The following is a 16592-nucleotide window of genomic DNA, read 5'->3' as shown; positions in this document are numbered from 1 at the left end:
CGGGTCAGGGCCGCGCCGCAGCCGCCCCAGGGGCTTCGGCAGGGGGGACTTTGACAGGAGGGGCTTGGGCCCCCGTCACCACCGCCAGGGCGGCTTCCAGCGGCAGGTCCCGCCCTTCGCGGATGGTCGCCAGGGTCTTCCACACCGTGATGTCCGGTGTCAGGCCAGAGCCCTCCAGATCCCGCCCCTTGGGGTCCCTCAGCGCCGCCTCGGGCACCTGGATCAAGCCACCGTTCGGCAAACGGTAGGCCCGCGCCATGAGAACATCGCCGGATGTCTTCCGGCCCACGATGGTCGCCCGGCCATAAGCCTGAAGTGCTGCGGCGGAAACCTCGGCGGCACTGGCGGAGGCCGGGCCGACCAGGACGGCCAACGAACCGGATAAGGCAGCATTCCCGTCCGAAACCTTGATCATTTCGGTCTCGGTGGCGCCCCGTTGTTCCATGATCGTGGTCCCGGCGGGCAGGAAGTAACCCAGGAAGCGTTGCATAGCTTTAACGGTGCCGCCGGAATTATTGCGTAAATCGAAAATTACGGCCCCAGAATTCTGCTGTTTAAGTTGCATTCCAACCCAGTCGACATTCTCATCGTTGAATTTGTCGAATCGGATGACCAGGGTGGCGCCAACCTTCTCAGCGGACCGGTGGTAGGGCTGCCATCCCTCGATATAGCTAATCGGCACCTTCGCCTCAAACTTCCTCTCTTCCCCGTTGGGCAACTGGATGGTTAACGCGATACCGTCCTCGCCATCCTGGCGCGGCAGGCTGGTCATTCCCCTGAGGAACGAGCCGATCTCAATGCCCTCACGATCCGCCACCGAGTCCTTTTGAACGTCGATCACCGACAAGCCCTCGTCAGTCGCAGCTCCCCCAAGGGTGGTGATGATGCCACTGGGGCGGTAGAACACCGTCAGATCGGCGTTCGCCGGGTCCGTCCGAAGTGCATTCAGCTTCACGAAAGAAGCAGCGTCGAAGTTACCGAATACAATTCTTCGGTTTTCTATATAGGGAGCGTCATCGCCACGAGCCATCTGAGATTTATTAACTTTTACCTCAAATTTGCGGCCATCTATTTTTGTTACATAATACGATATAACATCTTCTCCATTTTCGTCTTTATGAATTCCAATTAATATGTGATCTCCCACCCTAACCCCTTGTTTATAAAGATAAGAATCCGTCTCTATTTGTGTAATGATCGGCGCCTTCATATGTCTAGGACCAATAACGCTGAGGCCCGCCATCTCCATACTGTCAGGAAAGATCAAATCGGCACCCGGCTCTGATCCGATGGCGAATTCAGCCTGGGCGGGCGTCTGGTAATCCAGGTGAGAGCTTTCAAGAAGCCGCAGCATGGAGTTGATGACCTCGGCGGTATCGAATCCCCTGCTGTCCCACCAGGGCAGCTTGGCCCTGAAGGTCTGGCCCACCTTCACCCAGTCATACCCGTTGAAGGTACGGTCATAATAATGCGTGTTCACCACATCCCAGGCGGCATCGAACACGCGCGACGGTTTGTGCCGCAGGTAGAAGACGGCGCCCGCCGCCGTGCTTCCTATCAACAGAAGGCAGACCGAAACCCTGAGCAGGCGGCTTCCGCGCCAGATCTTGTTAAGCATGCCCGCACGACCCAACATCGCCTCCTGTTTTTTTAACCATCTCGGCCCCTGGCAGCCAACCAGACGGTTGCCATCCCAGGACATCATCATCCAAAGCGCGCAGGCAAGATAAAAATGCAAGTTAATTTAAAAATCTAGATGTTGCTGTGGTGTTAACATACGCAACTTCACGCCCATCGACTTGGCTTTTAATGTCGTTGCCGACGATAGGCGCCCCCTTTGTTACGATAGTGCCAAGGAATGGGCCGATGATCCGTCCCTTGCGTTGGGTCAATGCGATCCGGTGCTGGTGTGGCAAGATCCCGGCATCCTGGTCCGCTTCACCACGCCTGCTCCCCAACCCGATGGGAGGAGACCATGCCGGAACCATCACTCCCGCCGCACGGGCTGCCGTCCCTTGTGGGCTTCAGGGAAGAGATTGTGAAGGACGGCGTCTTTGATCGGCTGGTACGGTTCCATGCGCTGGCAGGCGGGGCCCTGGCGGGTGCGGCGCCGGCGACGGCCCATCGGGTTCTGATCATCGCCCCGCTGTCGGGGATCAATCCCCGGCTGCTGCATGACATGGTGGCGGACATGGCGCCCTGGTGCGACCTGCACCTGTTGGAATGGCGCGATGCCGCCGAGGTGCCGGCCCCTTGCGGCGGCTTCGGTTTGGCCGACTGCCTGTCGCGGGTGCTGGATGCCGTGCAACAGCTGGGCGAAGTCGATCTCATCGGCCTGTGCCAGTCCGCCCTGCCGGCCCTGGCCGCGACCGCCCTGCTGGCGTCCAGCCGGACCCTGCCCAATCCGCGCAGCCTGGTGCTGATCGGCGGTAAGATCGACCCGCGCATCAACCCCACGGTCGGGGATAAATTCGCCTTCGCCCATTCCCTGGACTGGTTCCGCGCCCACGCCCTTTCCCTGGTCCCGGAGGGACGGCTAGGGGCCGGGCGGGCCGTCTATGCGCACGAAACGCAGCGGCGCGTGCTGTGGTCCTATGTGAACCGGCACATGGCGGACGGCTGCGACATCATCCGCAAGGCCCTGCACGATGACGGCCTGGACCCGGCGGGACATCCCTTCCTGTCCGACCTGGCGTCGCTGATCGACGTGCCCGCCGAATTCTTCCTGGATGTCATCGCCACCGTCTATCACGCCGACGCCTTGGCCCACGGAACCCTGCGCTGGTGCGACCTGCCGGTGACCCCCGGCCTGATCCGGGAAACCGCCCTGCTGACCATCGAGGGCGGGCGGGACGACATCGCCGGCCCCGGCCAATGCGAGGTGGCCCATCGCCTCTGCCCCGCCATACCCAAGGCCCGGCGCGGGCACCGCCTTTTCATGCCCGCCGGGCATTTCAATCTTTTCCACGGCGCCGTCTGGCATGACCGGGTGCATCCCGTGGTTCGGGATTTCCTATGCCGCCATCCCTAGAATCCGCCGCGCCACAGCCCAGCTGGTCGCTGCCGCTGGAGGCCGTGCTGGCCTCGCTATCGACCAGCCCCGCCGGACTGGGCAATGAGGAGGCGGAGGACAGGCGGCGGCGCTGGGGCCCGAACCAGCCGGTGCCGCCGCGCCGGCGGCGGGCGTGGGTCGACTTCCTGGCCCGGTTCGCCAACCCGCTAGTGCTGATCCTGCTGTTCGCCAGCGGGCTGTCGGCGGCCACCGGCAACACCTCCAGCTTCATCATCGTCGCCATCGTCGTGCTGCTGAGCGTCGTGCTGGATTTCATCCAGGAGCGGCAGGCCGAGGCGGCGGTGGAAGCCCTGCGCCGCACGGTTGCCGTCCGGGCGCGGGTGTTGCGCGACGGCGCGGAGGCCACCCTGCCACTGGACCAGCTGGTCCCCGGCGATGTCGTACGCCTGTCGGCCGGTGACCTGGTGCCGGCCGACTGCCGCCTGCTGCAGGCGCGGGACCTGTTCGTGAATCAGGCCGTCCTGACCGGTGAGGCTTATCCCGTAGAAAAGCGGGCGGAGGACACGCCGACCGCCCCGGCCATGGCGGGAGAGGCCACCGCCTGCCTGTTCATGGGAACCTCGGTCATCGCCGGCAGCGCCACGGCCGTGATCTGCCAGACCGGCGCTGCCACCTTGTTCGGACGGATCAGCGGCAGCCTGCGATCCGTTCCCCCGCCGACCGCCTTTGAGATCGGCGTCCGGCGCTTCGGCTTCCTGATCCTGCGGCTGACCATCTTCCTGGTGTTGTTCGTCCTGACGGTGAACGTGCTGTTCCACCGGCCCTGGCTGGACTCCCTGATGTTCGCGCTGGCCTTGGCCGTGGGGCTGACGCCGGAGCTGCTGCCCATGATCGTCACCGTCACCCTGGCGCGCGGGGCCCTGCGCCTGGCCAAGCGGCGGGTGATCGTGAAGCGCCTGGCCTCCATGCACAATGTCGGCGCCATGGACGTCCTGTGCACCGACAAGACGGGAACGTTGACCGAGGCCAGCATCCGCCTGGTCCGCGCCCTGGACTGCCAGGGGACCGAGGGGCGCCACCCCTTCGACCTGGCCTATCTCAACAGCCGGTTCGAAACCGGCCTGCGCAGCCCGCTGGACGAGGCCATCCTGGTCCACGGCGAGGCCGCCCAGGGCGCGCCCGACCTGGCGGCCTGGCGCAAATGCGATGAGGTGCCTTTCGACTTTGAACGCCGTCGGGTGTCCGTGCTGGTGGAAAACGGCGGGGAGAGGCTGCTGGTGGTCAAGGGCGCGCCGGAGGATTTGCTGCGTCTGTCCGGGCGCTATCGCGGCCCTGGCGGGGACGCACTGCCCTTGGATGACGGCACGCGGGCGCGGCTGGACGCCCAGTTCCAGGCTCTGGGTCGTGAAGGGTGCCGCGCCCTGGCCGTGGCGACCAAGCCGCTGCCGCCGGACCGGGAGCATATCGATCGCGCCGACGAATGCGACCTGGTGTTCGAGGGCCACCTGGCCTTCCTCGATCCGCCCAAGGCCAGCGCCACGGCCGCGGTCGCGGCCCTGGCCCGGTCCGGGGTGGCCATCAAGATCCTGACCGGCGACACGGAGGCGGTGACCCGCCACCTGTGCGGGGAGTTGGACCTGCCCATCCGCGGCGTGATGACCGGGGAGGAGTTGCGGTCGCTGAGCGAGGACGCGCTGCGCGCCCGGCTGCCGCAGGTCACCGTCTTCTGCCGCGTCACGCCGCAACAGAAGGAACGGGTGCTGCTGGCCTGCCGGCAGACGGGGCATGTGGTGGGCTTCATGGGCGACGGGGTGAACGACGCCTCCGCCCTGCATGCCGCCGATGTCGGCATCTCCGTCGACAGCGCCACCGACGTGGCGAAGGAGGCGGCCGGCATCATCCTGCTGGACCAGGATTTGTCGGTGGTGCATGAGGCCGTGCTGGAGGGGCGCCGCACCGTCCTGAACGTCACCAAATACGTGCTGATGGGCAGCAGCTCGAACTTCGGCAACATGTTCAGCATGGCCGGCGCCGCGCTGTTCCTGCCCTTTCTGCCCATGACGCCGGTGCAGGTGCTGTTGAACAACCTGCTGTACGACGCCTCGGAAACCGGCATTCCCTTCGACAATGTGGAGGAGGAGGCGCTGGCCCGGCCGGTGTACTGGAACCTGCCCCTGATCCTGCGCTTCATGCTGGTGCTGGGGCCGGTCAGTTCCCTGTTCGACTTCCTGACCTTCTACGTCCTGCTGCACCTGCTGCACGCGAATGAGGCCCTGTTCCAAACGGGCTGGTTCGTTGAAAGCCTGGCGACCCAGGTGCTGGTGATCTTCATCATCCGAACGCCACGGGCCCCGTGGCGCAGCCATCCCCACCCCGTGCTGGCGGGCCTGGCCCTGGCGACGGCGGCCCTGGCCGCCCTGCTGCCGCTGACGCCGCTGGCGCCAGTCTTCGGGCTGGTCGCCCCGCCGCCGCTGTTCTACCTGCTGCTGGGCGCCGCCGTTCTCGCCTATCTCGCCCTGGCGGAGGGGGTCAAGCGGCTGTTCTTCCGGCGTTTCTCAACCTGAGCCGTCGGCGCCACCCTGGAGGGGGGGGGCGCCGGCGGCCGATGTCAGGCTAGGTGCTTTACTTAGCCGTCTTGGCGTAGGCCTTCACCGCCTCCATCGCCTTTTCGATGTGCGTGTCGGGGTTCTTGTCGGTGAAGCTCAGCAGGATTTTGCCGCCGGGCGCGATCACATAGGACGTCCGGTCGGAGATCACGCGGCCATCGGCCTGGATGATGTTCTGGTATTCGGTGGCGACCTTGGCGTCGGGGTCGGCCGCCACGGCGAACTTGTCGCGGCATTCCAGGCTGGAGAACTCCGCCACGCGGTCGACATTGCCGGCGGTGACGCCGATGACGGTGGCGCCCAGCTTCTTGAAGTCGTCCGTCGCCTCGGCGAACTCATGGGCTTCGATCGTGCATCCCTTGGTGAAGGCCGCCGGGAAGAAGTACAGCACCACCGGCCCCTTGCTCAGCGCCTCGTGCAGCGAGAAGGTCAGCGGCTTGCCGGCCAGGGCGCCCTGCAGCTGGAAGTCGGGCGCGGTGGCGCCCACCGGCAGCGCGGCCGAGGCCACGGTGGCGCCCCCCGCCACGGCCAGGACCGCCGCCGCGGCCAGGATGGTGCGGGCACTGTGGATGATGTTCATGGTTTGCTCCGTCCCTTTCAAAACACACGGGCCCCCACGCAGGGGGAAGACCGTTCATAATTCGCTTGAGCGGTCCGATTGGTTTGGTGCGAAATCGCCGCACATGAAAAAAAGTGGCGGGCGGACGGTCACAGGCCGCCTCAACTGCGCAAGCCCGGCGCCTCCTGCCCCGTGCGCGCCACGTATTCGGTGTAGCCTCCGCCGTATTGGTGGATGCCGTCCGGCGTCAGTTCCAGCACCCGGTTGGACAGCCGCGCCAGGAAATGGCGGTCGTGCGACACGAACAGCATAGTGCCCTCATAGGCGGCCAGGGCGGTGATCAGCATCTGCTTGGTGTCCAGGTCCAGGTGGTTGGTCGGTTCGTCCAGCACCAGGAAATTGGGCGGGTTGTACAACATCATGGCCATCACCAGACGGGCCTTCTCGCCACCCGACAGAACGCGGCATTTCTTTTCCACGTCATCGCCGGAAAAGCCGAAGCAGCCCGAAAGGGCACGCAGTGAGCCCTGGCCCGCCTGCGGGAACTTCGCCTCCAGCGCCTCGAACACCGTCTGCTCACCGTCCAGCAGTTCCATGGCATGCTGCGAGAAATAGCCCATCTTGACGCTGCCGCCGACCGTGACGGTCCCGGAATCCGGCTGGTCCGCGCCGGCGATCAGCTTCAGCAGGGTGGATTTCCCCGCCCCGTTGACGCCCATGACACACCAGCGTTCCTTGCGGCGGATGGTGAGGTCCAGCCCCTGGTAGATGACACGACTGCCATAGCCCTTGTGCACGTTCTTCAGCACCGCGACGTCGTCGCCCGAGCGCGGCGCGGGCGGAAATTCGAACGTCACCGTCTGGCGCCGCTTGGGCGGCTCGACCCGGTCGATCTTGTCCAGCTTTTTCACCCGGCTCTGCACCTGGCTGGCGTGCGAGGCGCGGGCCTTGAAGCGCTCGATGAACTTCAGTTCCTTGGCCAGCATGGCCTGCTGGCGTTCGAACTGCGCCTGCTGCTGCCGCTCGTTCAGCGCCCGCTGCTGCTCATAGAAGGCGTAGTCGCCGGAATAGCTGGTGAGCGACCCGCCGTCGATTTCGATGATCTTGGTGACGATGCGGTTCATGAACTCCCGGTCGTGGGAGGTCATGAGCAGGGCGCCGTCATAGCCCTTGAGGAACCCCTCCAGCCAGATCAGGCTTTCGATGTCCAGATGGTTGCTGGGTTCGTCCAGTAGCATGGCGTCAGGCTTCATCAGCAGGATGCGGGCCAGCGCCACGCGCATCTTCCAGCCGCCCGACAGGCCGCCCACGTCCTTGTCCATCATCTCCTGGCTGAAGCTGAGGCCGGCCAGCACCTCGCGCGCCTTCCCCTCCAGCTCATACCCGCCCAGTTCGTCGAAGCGCGCCTGCACCTCGCCATAGCGCTCGATGATCGCGTCCATCTGGTCGGCCTGGTCGGGGTCGGCCATGGCCGCCTCCAGGCTGGCCAGTTCCTTGGCCACGTCGCTGACCGGCCCGGCGCCGTCCATCACCTCCGCCACGGCGCTGCGGCCGGACATCTCTCCCACATCCTGGTTGAAATAGCCGATGGTGACCAGCTTCTCGATCGACACCTGGCCGCCGTCCGGCATCTCCTCCCCCGTGATCATGCGGAACAGGGTGGTCTTGCCGGCACCGTTGGGCCCGACCAGGCCGATCTTCTCCCCCCGGTTCAGCGCGGCCGACGCCTCCATGAACAGAATGCGGTGGCCGTTGTGCTTGCTGACGTTTTCAAAGCGGATCATGGGAGAGCGTGTTCCTGGAGACTTTTAGGGACTGAAGCGTGACGGCCCCCTTATGCCACAGGATGCGCGGCGGCATAGAGCCCTGATGGGCGGGACGCTGAGGACCATAACGATGAAAGGGGGGAACCGAAGTCCCGCTGAACGCTTCTCCGCCAGCAACGGAACCACGGGAGGCCGATCCGCCACGGACGGCCCCATAGTCGGGAGAGCGAGCGATGGCCCAGAAGACCCTTGAGACCATGTTCATTGAAGAGTTGCGGGACCTCTACAGCGCGGAACGGCAGATCGTCCGCGCCCTGCCCAAGCTGGCCAAGGCAGCCTCGGCGGAGGAGTTGAGGCAAGCCATGGAAACCCATCTGGAAGAAACCCGCGGCCAAGTGGAACGGCTGGACAAGGTGTTCGAGGCCTTGGACACCAACAGCCGCAGCCGCGGCAAGAAGTGCGAGGCGATGGAGGGCATGCTGGCCGAAGCCGGCGAGTTGCTGGACCTGGGCCTGTCGCCAGAGGCCCTGGACAGCGCCCTGATCGCCGCCGCGCAGAAGGTGGAACATTATGAAATCGCCAGCTACGGCTCCGCCATCGCCTGGGCCAAGGCCCTGGGCCTCGACGATGTGGCGGACCTGCTGGCCGAAACCCTGGACGAGGAAAAGAACGCGGACCAGGTGCTGAACAAGGCCTCCACCAGGATCAACAACTCGGCGGCCAGCCAGATCAAGGCCGCCTAAGCAACAGGGACCAGCACAGCCGCGGCCGGAATGGCCGCGGCTTCCCACCCCCACGCGGAAACGACTTGGGCGGACACCCGAGGGGGCCCGCCCAAGATCGCGGCCGCACCGCAAATCGCATCAATGGCTACGCCCGGAACGGCCGCCGCCAGCGCCACCATCGTCCGCTTCGCCATAGCCTTTCATGACATCGGCCGCCGTCTCATAGTCGGTGTCCGGCATCGCCTCCAGCATGTCCAGGACATCGCCTTCTGCACCGTTTTCCTTGGCCTTGCGGATCAGCGCCTGCTTGTCGGCGGGGAAGTCGATGCCTTTCAGGTAGTGGGCCACGTTGGCGGGGGAATGGCCACCCAATCCTCGCGTCATGTGTACTCTCCCGTTGGGAATGGCCCCCAGGGCCTGTCTGACCCCGGGCCAGTGTGTTAGGTGGAGCGGGGCGCCGAGGCGCCCCGCCCCTTATAGGTCAGTGCATGCTGCCGGAGCTGCTGCGACGCCGGCGGATCGGCTTTTCCTCGTCGTCGGACTCCGAAGATGACGAGGAGCGACTGCTGGCGCGGGAGCGCGACCGGCTGGGCGTCTCTTCCTCATCCTCGCGGCTGCTGGCCGAACGGCCCCGGCTCTGGCCACCGCGACGACCGGCTTCGGCATGCTCCTCCGGGTCACCGAAGTTGCCGCCCTGGCCCTCGTCCTCAGCGTGGCCCTCATCGTCATGGCGGGCCCGCTGGGCACGTTCATGGCGAACCTGACCACCGCGACGGCCAATCTCGGCATGGCCCTCCGGGTCGCCGAAGTAGCCGCCTTGGCCCTCGTCTTCCGCGTAGCCGTTTTCGTCACGGCGAGCCCGCTGGGCGCGTTCATGACGCACCTGACCACCCCGGCGGCCGATCTCCGAATGGCCCTCCGGATCACCGAAGTAGCCGCCCTGGCCCTCGTCCTCGGCATGGCCGTCCTCGTCGTGGCGGGCCCTCATCGCCCGCTCATGACGGACCTGGCCGCCCCGGCGGCCGATTTCCGAATGGCCCTCCGGGTCACCGAAGTAGCCGCCCTGACCGCGATCCTCCGCGTGGCCGTACTCGTCACGCCGCGCCTGCTGCGCACGCTCATGGCGAACCTGACCGCCACGCCGGCCGATCTCCGAATGGCCCTCGGTATCGCCGAAGTACCCGCCCTGGCCGCGATCTTCCGCGTGGCCGTATTCATCACGGCGCGCCTGCTGCGCACGCTCATGGCGAACCTGACCACCACGGCGGCCGATCTCCGAATGACCCTCGGGGTCGCCGAAGTAGCCGCCCTGGCCCCGGTCCTCGGAATGCCCGTACTCGTCACGGCGCGCCTGCTGCGCCCGCTCATGCCGAACCTGACCGCCACGGCGGCCGATCTCCGAATGGCCCTCGGGGTCGCCGAAGTAGCCGCCCTGGCCCCGGTCCTCGGAATGCCCGTACTCGTCACGGCGCGCCTGCTGCGCCCGCTCGTGCCGAACCTGACCGCCGCGACGCCCGATCTCCGAATGACCCTCGGGGTCGCCGAAGTAGCCGCCCTGGCCCCGGTCCTCGGAATGCCCATACTCGTCGCGGCGCGCCTGCTGCGCCCGCTCATGCCGAACCTGACCGCCACGGCGGCCTATCTCTGAATGACCCTCGGGATCACCGAAGTAGCCGCCCTGGCCGCGATCCTCGGCGTAGCCGCCACGGCTACTGCGGTAATCGCCATCGTCGTCATCCTCGCGGCTGCGCGAATGCCGGCGATCGTCGTCGTAATCCTCGTAATCCCGGCGTCCGCCCTGAGGGGCGCGGGATTGGCGGCGCGGATCCTCATATTGTTCTCGTGCCATGAATTTTCCTCCTGGCTTATCCGACAGCCGGGCAGGTGATAGGGGTGCCCGGTCCATCAAACAACGCGAGAGAGGCCGAAACGATCCTTTAATTTTCTGTATAAATCCAATTTGCCCAACATTTCAAATGCCACACACCCCACATGGAACCACACCTACCTCATACTTTATTGATTCAAAACCATAAATACTGCGAAGATAAAGCTTCGTTCCAGATTTATACGGCCATTTATCGCGCACATTCTCAAACCGACAGAAAAGGCCACGCCGGCGACCCAGCGTGGCCTATACAATGTCAGTTGAAGAAATCACGGAGCCGCCGGCGTCAACGGCGGCACAGGCATATAAGAATGGGGACCATCATCGGTTCCATCTGAAGCCGATTACCGTCCGCGCGCAGCGTCATGCCCAAAGGCGATTCTGCCGTTGGCCGATCCACTCTAGTTGGGGACCACGCCCCGATCATAGGGCAGGGTGAAGCGGAAGGCGGTGCCCACCTGGTCGGCGCTTTGCACCGTCAATTCACCGCCATGGCTTTTGACGATGGATTTGCAGATAACCAATCCCAAACCCATGCCCTCCGCCTTGGTGGAAAAAAACGGCTCGAATATGCGGCCAATAATGCTTTGGTCGATACCGGGGCCATTGTCGCGGACCTGGACCTCCATGACCGCTTCCTGCGGCTTGTCGGCAACGGCCACGGTCAGTTGACGGTCGCTCGTGCCGGCATTGGCCATGGCCTGCATGGCATTGAGGGCCAAGTTGATAACGACCTGTTTGATTTCCCCCTCATCCACCCGGGCGGTAGGCAGGCTAGGTTCGATCAGGATATGAACCTTGACGTCATATCGCTGGGCCTCGCCCTGGATGAGTTGCAGCGCGTCACGAACCAGGGCGTCCAGACTGGTGGCGTTGCGCTTGGGCGCCTTGCGCAAAAAGGTCTTGATACGCCCCACGACGTCGTTCGCCCGCTGGGCGTTCTGGCGAATCTGATGCAGGGTACTCAGGGCCCGGTCAACGTTGGGCTGCCCGTTTGTCAGCCAGCGTTCCGCCGCTGATACCGATACGGAGATCGCCGCCAACGGCTGGGCGACATCATGTGCGATCGAAGCGCTCAGCTCACCAACAGTGGAGACGCGGGCGGCATGGGCCAGGTCCGCACGAGCGTCCGTCAGCGCTTTCTGCGCCCGCTTTTGGTCGGTGATGTCGAAGCCGTAGAACAGGATGCGGCTGGCATCGCCCGACGGGGGCAGGGTCGCGCGCCAGATGATAGGCACGACCCGCCCATCCAGGGTATGCAGCACGCGCTCCCCCTGGGCCGTCAGCTTGCCCTCCATCAACGTTTGATAGACACGGACGTTGCTTTCCAGGCTGGCCGGCAGCAACTGGGGGGCGATGGCCAGGAATTGCGCTTTGCTGGTGGCGCCGAACAGCCGCAGCACCGCCTCGTTCGCGTCCACGAAACGATGGCTCTTCCGATACTGCAGCACCAGCTCAGGGTGCTCCGCCAGGAAGGCGCCGATGTCCGCAACACCTTGCGCCTTTAGGGCGGCCAGGGTGGAGCGGACACCGGACCAGTCCTCAATCAGAATGGGAATGGGGGAGGCGTCGAAATAGGTGCGCTTGAACGCCTGGTTCCGCCGGCGCGTATTAAACAACAATGCGACCAGCAGGCAGAGCAGCGACGCATTCGCCAGGGTAATGAAGAAATTATACGTCATTGCGGGGCTCGGAGGTCGAAGCGAGGCTTCACAGCGTCACAGTGCATGGCGCTGCTGACGGCTCCGGGCGGGTCTCAGGCAGGGCGACCATGGCGATCAGGCCGATCAAGCTGGTGATGATGAGGTAATAGGCGGGGGAAATGGGGTCGCCGGTGTATTGCGTCAGCCAAGTGATGATGAACTGCGTCGTTCCGCCGAACAAGGAAATGGTAAAGCCATAGACCATGGCCAAGCCACCCGCCCGCACGGGGCGGGGCAGCAGCTCGGTTATGGCGGTCAGGCTGGCGGCGCCGCTGACGGCGCCCAGCGCGGCCAGCAAACCCGAGGCCGCGAGCATCGCCGCGGCACCGGGCCGTTCCAGCATCAGCGCGAAACAGGGGTAGGCCAGCAAGGCTAAAGCCAGGCGAGGCAGCAGCATGACCGGGCGCCGGCCCACCCGGTCCGCCAGCCAGCCGCCAGCAAGGGCGAAGACCATGACACAGCCGCCCACCATGGCGGTAACGGCGATGGACGCCGCCGGCGGCATCCGCAGGATGGTCAGCGCATAAGTTGTCATGTAGTTGGTGGTGAAGGTGGTGACCGTGCCGCACAACAGCACCGGGACAGCGACCAGCAGGGTCCGCCGGTGGCGGGCCAAGTCTCGGACCAGGCTGGCCGTGCCGGCCGCCGGCCGGGCATCCGCCGGCAGGCACCGGCGCAAATACAGGCCGGCGGGCAGGATGGCCAGCCCCGGCAGCAGCAGCAGACGCCAGCCCCACTGTTCCATGACGGCCTGCGGCAGGCAAAGGGTCAGCCCCAGACCCAGCAGCCCGGCCGCCAAGGTGGCGCCACCTTGGCTCGCCAGTTGCCAGGCCGTATAAAGGCTGCGGCGCCGCGCCGGGGCCAGTTCCAATAACAGGGCGGTCGACGCCCCAACCTCGCCCCCCAACGCGAAGCCCTGGATCAGACGGGCCAGCACAATCAGCGTGGGACCTGCCATGCCGATGCTGGCATAACCGGGCGTCAGGGCCAGGATCAACAGGCCCACCGCCATCAAGCCAATGGTCAGGGTCAAGGCCGGGCGCCGTCCCCGGCGGTCGGCGTAGAACCCGATGATGATGGCGCCGATGGGGCGGGCCAGGAAGCCAACGCCAAATACCGCGGTGGCCAGCAATAGCGCCGTCCAGGGCTCCCCAGCCGGGAAGAAGACCCGGCCGATGCTGACGGTGATGAAGGCATAGGTGCTGAAGTCGTAGAATTCCAGGGCGTTGCCCAGCACCAGCGCGGTGACCAGCCTGGGCCCCGAAAGGGGACGGCCTTCCCGCGAGTTGGCAACCGTTCGCACCGTCCGTCCTTTCTCTGCGCCATGTGCCAGCCCATACCGGCATGGATGCGATCTATCAAGCGCGGCGAGGCACCGGCCCCAGCCTCCAGGCAAGGGTAAGGCGCGCCAAACCTAAACCATAGTTGGGAGCGTCGCCCACCCCTCCCGGGGGGTAGCACGAGCAAGGGTGCGATTCCATAAATTGCCCGGCAACGCACCATAAGATCCGTTTGCCGCAACAGCCGTCCTCGGCACCCGGGCGTTCGTCATGCGGAGGAGAGAGTTCAGGCAACGAACGCCGTGGGCGCCGGCCGCTTGAAGATGCTTGCCGGCATGGGATCGTTCAGCTTCATGAGGCGGCTGCGCGCCCGGTTCACCCGGCTCTTGACCGTGCCTACGGCGCAACCGCACCGGTCGGCTGCCTCCTCATAACTGGCACCGCCAGCGCCGACCAGCAACAGCGCCTGCCGCTGCTCCACAGGCAGACGGGCCAGCGCCGCCGCCACCTCCCGTCCTCGTATCCGCCATTCCTGGCGGGGCTCCACCGCCAATTGGGCGTAATAAGCGCCGTCGGGGTCGCCCTGTTCCCGCCGGCGCTGCTTGACCATAGCGTAGAAGTGATTGCGCAGGATGGTGAAAAGCCAGGCGCGCAGGCAACTGCCGGGGTGGAACTGACCCGCGTGCGCCCACGCCCGCACCACCGTTTCCTGAACCAGATCCTCCGTGTCCGCGTCATTGCGAGCCAGGGATTTGGCGAAGGCGCGCAGGCTGGGCAGCAATTCCAAGACATCGCCGTGAAAACCGAGGTAGGGCTCCACACTCATTCTGAGAACTCTCCCACATTGCGGAAAATACTGGGAACTCCACATCCTGTTTATTGGGGATTTCCGCCTACCGAACGCCCTCAATGTTTGCGCGCCGTGCCCGGTGCGGCCATGCCGCGGTGCTGCTCCGCCAACATCTCATTCGGGGTGATGTTGGCCAGCGTCGCTTGCAGCTTGTTCTTCCAGCCGCTGACCACATCGGCCTGCCCGTTCATGACGGCATCGAAGCCGTCGCGGGCCACCTTGGCCGGGTCGTCCTTCTGGGTGGTGCCGATGTCGGTGTCCAGCAATTCGGCGCGGCGGAAGAACTCCGTCTGCGTCGGGCCGGGCATGAGACAGGATACGGTGACGCCCGTGTCCTTAAGTTCGTTGCGCAGGGCGAAGGCGAAATTGTCCAGGAACGCCTTGCTGGCGTTGTAGACGGCCTGGTAGCTGCCGGGAATGAAGCCGGCGATGGAGCCGGTGATGAGGATGCGGCCGGAGTTCACCAGCCGCATGTCCCGGCCCACCTTGTGGATAAGGTAGACGGTGCCGGTCACGTTGGTGTCGATCACCCGTTTGGCCTTGGCGAAGTCCTGGTCCAGGAAGCCCTTGCCCAGGCCGCGTCCGGCATTGGCGAACAGGATGTCGACCGGGCGCCCCGTGGCCTGGATGGTGGTGTAGAGGGTGTCCACGCCCTCCACCGTGGCCAGGTCCGCTTCCACCGCGTCAACGTGCACGCCCATGGCGCGAAAGGTTTCAGCGGCGATATGGATTTCCGGTTCGTCGGCAGCGATCACGAGGTCGAAGCCGTTCTGGGCGCACAGCTTGGCCAATTCGTAGCCGATGCCGGTGGACGCGCCGGTGACGACGGCCAACAGGCGCACGGGCGCGCGGGAAGCAGCCATGGCGTTACTCCTTCACGATAGGGGTTGGGACTGCCCGCCTCAGGGCCGCAACACGACCTTGATGCAGCCGTCCTTCTTGTCGCGGAACGTCTTGTAGAGATCCGGCCCCTCCTCCAGCGACGCGCGGTGGGTGATGACGAAGGAGGGGTCGATGTCCCCCTCTTCGATCCGCCGCAGCAGGTGGGGCAGGTAACGCTGGACCGGTGTCTGGGCCATGCGGAAGGTCAGCCCCCGGTTGATGGCGGAGCCCATGGGGATCTTGTCCAGGAAGCCGCCATAGACGCCAACGATCGACACGACGCCGAAGTTGCGGCAGCACATGATGGCCTGGCGCAACACATGGGGACGGTCGGTGCCCATGAAGGTGGCGACCTTGACCCGGTCGATCACGGCATCGAACCCGCTGCCGATATCCGGCTCGGTGCCCACGGCATCGATGCAGGCGTCCGCCCCCCGGCCCTGGGTCAGGTCCATGATGCGGTCGTAGATGTCCTCTTCCTTGAAATCCAGGGTCACCGCCCCGCCCTGGCGGGCCAGGGCCAGCCGCTCGGGCACGTGATCGACGGCGATCACCCGCTCGGCTCCCAGCAGGTAGGCGCTGCGGATGGCCATCTGGCCCACCGGCCCGCCCCCCCAGATGGCGATGGTGTCGCCCGGCTGGATGTTGCAGAAGTCGGCGGCCATGTAGCCGGTGGGGAAGATGTCCGACAGGAACAGAGCCTGCTCGTCGGTCAGGCCGCTGGGCACCTTGATGGGGCCGACATCCGCATAAGGAACGCGGAGATATTCCGCCTGGCCGCCGCTGTAGCCGCCCAGCAGATGCGAATAGCCGAACAGCCCCGCCGGGGAATTACCCCACAGCTTCGTGGCCTTCGACCTGTCGGGGTTGGAGCGTTCGCAGGCGGAGTAGTAGCCGCGCTTACAGAAAAAGCATTCCCCGCAAGAGATGGTGAAGGGCACGACCACCCGGTCGCCAACCTTCAGGTTGCCCACACCGCTGCCCACGGCGACGACTTCGCCCATCGTCTCGTGGCCCAGCACATCCCCGCTTTCCATGGAGGGGATGATGCCGTCGTAAAGATGGACGTCCGAACCACAGATGGCGCAGGCCGTCACCTTGATGACGCAGTCCCGGGCATGCTCGATCGTCGGATCGGGAACATGCTCGCACCGGACGTCCCCCTTGCCGTGCCAGGTCAGCGCTTTCATGGGAATCCCTTCCATGGTGGATGGCTCGGAACGTCCCTTCCCCGATGGTCAGCGCCCATTCCCGCCCAGCGGGGCTGGCCCGGGGTGAAAGGATGGGACCGCATCCCGGACGGGGATGGGGCGCAGGGTG

15 protein-coding genes are annotated in these 16592 nt (G+C 65.3%); 5 read left to right on the top strand and 10 right to left on the bottom strand.

Going from position 1 to position 16592, the window contains the following annotated elements; genetic code table 11:
• Positions 1–4: 4 nt before the first annotated feature.
• Positions 5–1708 carry a S41 family peptidase gene (locus FBZ90_RS18575; RefSeq protein WP_145734476.1) on the bottom strand — a complete coding sequence of 568 codons (1704 nt, stop codon included), beginning with the start codon at positions 1706–1708 and terminating at the stop codon, positions 5–7.
• A 330-nt stretch (positions 1709–2038) separates the two neighbouring features.
• Between FBZ90_RS18575 and FBZ90_RS18570 the strand changes: the two genes are divergently transcribed.
• Complete coding sequence (locus tag FBZ90_RS18570) at positions 2039–3031, top strand: alpha/beta hydrolase family protein (protein ID WP_186455906.1); 993 nt, start codon at positions 2039–2041, stop codon at positions 3029–3031.
• Positions 3016–5577, top strand: a complete 2562-nt coding sequence (gene mgtA, locus FBZ90_RS18565) for a magnesium-translocating P-type ATPase (protein ID WP_145734474.1) — start codon at positions 3016–3018, stop codon at positions 5575–5577. Before FBZ90_RS18570 ends, mgtA begins: the two co-directional genes overlap by 16 nt.
• Positions 5578–5635: 58 nt before the next feature.
• Here mgtA and FBZ90_RS18560 read toward each other — a convergent pair whose 3' ends face one another.
• Entirely contained in the window at positions 5636–6199 is a 564-nt protein-coding gene (locus FBZ90_RS18560) for a peroxiredoxin (RefSeq protein WP_145734473.1), read from the bottom strand.
• A 140-nt stretch (positions 6200–6339) separates the two neighbouring features.
• Positions 6340–7962 carry an ABC-F family ATP-binding cassette domain-containing protein gene (locus FBZ90_RS18555; protein ID WP_145734472.1) on the bottom strand — a complete coding sequence of 541 codons (1623 nt, stop codon included), beginning with the start codon at positions 7960–7962 and terminating at the stop codon, positions 6340–6342.
• Positions 7963–8177: 215 nt separating this feature from the next.
• Here FBZ90_RS18555 and FBZ90_RS18550 point away from each other — a divergent pair, with 215 nt between their 5' ends.
• The gene (locus FBZ90_RS18550; RefSeq protein WP_145734471.1) at positions 8178–8687 is read left to right on the top strand and encodes a YciE/YciF ferroxidase family protein; all 510 of its coding nucleotides are present in this window, start codon (positions 8178–8180) and stop codon (positions 8685–8687) included.
• Between the two features lie 120 nt (positions 8688–8807).
• Here the strand turns inward: FBZ90_RS18550 and FBZ90_RS18545 are convergent, their stop codons facing one another.
• Positions 8808–9053, bottom strand: coding sequence for a DUF2795 domain-containing protein (locus FBZ90_RS18545; RefSeq protein ID WP_186455905.1), 246 nt, complete (start codon positions 9051–9053; stop codon positions 8808–8810).
• Positions 9054–9150: 97 nt separating this feature from the next.
• Positions 9151–9657 (bottom strand): hypothetical protein, encoded by a 507-nt coding sequence (locus tag FBZ90_RS18540; RefSeq protein WP_145734470.1) that lies wholly within the window; start codon positions 9655–9657, stop codon positions 9151–9153.
• Positions 9658–9666: 9 nt separating this feature from the next.
• Between FBZ90_RS18540 and FBZ90_RS18535 the strand changes: the two genes are divergently transcribed.
• Together FBZ90_RS18535 and FBZ90_RS18530 are read left to right on the top strand one after the other, a co-directional pair.
• Positions 9667–10317: a hypothetical protein gene (locus FBZ90_RS18535; RefSeq protein WP_145734469.1), complete on the top strand. Its 651-nt coding sequence runs from the start codon at positions 9667–9669 to the stop codon at positions 10315–10317.
• Positions 10318–10557 carry a hypothetical protein gene (locus FBZ90_RS18530; RefSeq protein WP_145734468.1) on the top strand — a complete coding sequence of 80 codons (240 nt, stop codon included), beginning with the start codon at positions 10318–10320 and terminating at the stop codon, positions 10555–10557.
• A gap of 401 nt (positions 10558–10958) precedes the next feature.
• On the opposite strand, the gene FBZ90_RS18525 is transcribed toward FBZ90_RS18530, so the two are convergent.
• The 5 genes from FBZ90_RS18525 to FBZ90_RS18505 form a co-directional block, all read right to left on the bottom strand.
• Positions 10959–12239, bottom strand: a complete 1281-nt coding sequence (locus FBZ90_RS18525; RefSeq protein WP_145734467.1) for a PAS domain-containing sensor histidine kinase — start codon at positions 12237–12239, stop codon at positions 10959–10961.
• A 28-nt stretch (positions 12240–12267) separates the two neighbouring features.
• A complete protein-coding gene (locus tag FBZ90_RS18520; protein WP_186455904.1) occupies positions 12268–13563 on the bottom strand; it encodes an MFS transporter in 1296 nt (431 codons plus the stop codon).
• 263 nt (positions 13564–13826) lie between these two features.
• The gene (locus FBZ90_RS18515) at positions 13827–14366 is read right to left on the bottom strand and encodes a sigma-70 family RNA polymerase sigma factor (RefSeq protein ID WP_145734465.1); all 540 of its coding nucleotides are present in this window, start codon (positions 14364–14366) and stop codon (positions 13827–13829) included.
• A gap of 80 nt (positions 14367–14446) precedes the next feature.
• Positions 14447–15253 carry an SDR family NAD(P)-dependent oxidoreductase gene (locus FBZ90_RS18510; protein WP_145734464.1) on the bottom strand — a complete coding sequence of 269 codons (807 nt, stop codon included), beginning with the start codon at positions 15251–15253 and terminating at the stop codon, positions 14447–14449.
• 39 nt (positions 15254–15292) lie between these two features.
• On the bottom strand, positions 15293–16462 hold the full coding sequence (locus FBZ90_RS18505; protein WP_145734463.1) for a zinc-dependent alcohol dehydrogenase: 1170 nt from the start codon (positions 16460–16462) through the stop codon (positions 15293–15295).
• Positions 16463–16592: the final 130 nt, after the last annotated feature.

This window comes from Nitrospirillum pindoramense (assembly GCF_007827955.1).
In the GTDB taxonomy this organism is placed as follows: Bacteria; Pseudomonadota; Alphaproteobacteria; order Azospirillales; family Azospirillaceae; genus Nitrospirillum; species Nitrospirillum amazonense_B.
The sequence above is the reverse complement of the archived record's forward strand: the minus strand, read 5'-3'. Positions and strand labels throughout refer to the sequence as shown.

What these genes read in the sequence shown, in the direction of transcription:
- FBZ90_RS18525 (WP_145734467.1), bottom strand. Translation starts at nt 12,239, where the DNA reads ATGACGTATAATTTCTTCATTACCCTGGCGAATGCGTCGCTGCTCTGC.
- mgtA (WP_145734474.1), top strand. Translation starts at nt 3,016, where the DNA reads ATGCCGCCATCCCTAGAATCCGCCGCGCCACAGCCCAGCTGGTCGCTG.
- FBZ90_RS18505 (WP_145734463.1), bottom strand. Translation starts at nt 16,462, where the DNA reads ATGAAAGCGCTGACCTGGCACGGCAAGGGGGACGTCCGGTGCGAGCAT.
- FBZ90_RS18530 (WP_145734468.1), top strand. Translation starts at nt 10,318, where the DNA reads ATGACCCTCGGGATCACCGAAGTAGCCGCCCTGGCCGCGATCCTCGGC.
- FBZ90_RS18510 (WP_145734464.1), bottom strand. Translation starts at nt 15,253, where the DNA reads ATGGCTGCTTCCCGCGCGCCCGTGCGCCTGTTGGCCGTCGTCACCGGC.
- FBZ90_RS18535 (WP_145734469.1), top strand. Translation starts at nt 9,667, where the DNA reads ATGACGGACCTGGCCGCCCCGGCGGCCGATTTCCGAATGGCCCTCCGG.
- FBZ90_RS18540 (WP_145734470.1), bottom strand. Translation starts at nt 9,657, where the DNA reads ATGAGGGCCCGCCACGACGAGGACGGCCATGCCGAGGACGAGGGCCAG.
- FBZ90_RS18575 (WP_145734476.1), bottom strand. Translation starts at nt 1,708, where the DNA reads ATGATGATGTCCTGGGATGGCAACCGTCTGGTTGGCTGCCAGGGGCCG.
- FBZ90_RS18555 (WP_145734472.1), bottom strand. Translation starts at nt 7,962, where the DNA reads ATGATCCGCTTTGAAAACGTCAGCAAGCACAACGGCCACCGCATTCTG.
- FBZ90_RS18545 (WP_186455905.1), bottom strand. Translation starts at nt 9,053, where the DNA reads ATGACGCGAGGATTGGGTGGCCATTCCCCCGCCAACGTGGCCCACTAC.
- FBZ90_RS18560 (WP_145734473.1), bottom strand. Translation starts at nt 6,199, where the DNA reads ATGAACATCATCCACAGTGCCCGCACCATCCTGGCCGCGGCGGCGGTC.
- FBZ90_RS18515 (WP_145734465.1), bottom strand. Translation starts at nt 14,366, where the DNA reads ATGAGTGTGGAGCCCTACCTCGGTTTTCACGGCGATGTCTTGGAATTG.
- FBZ90_RS18550 (WP_145734471.1), top strand. Translation starts at nt 8,178, where the DNA reads ATGGCCCAGAAGACCCTTGAGACCATGTTCATTGAAGAGTTGCGGGAC.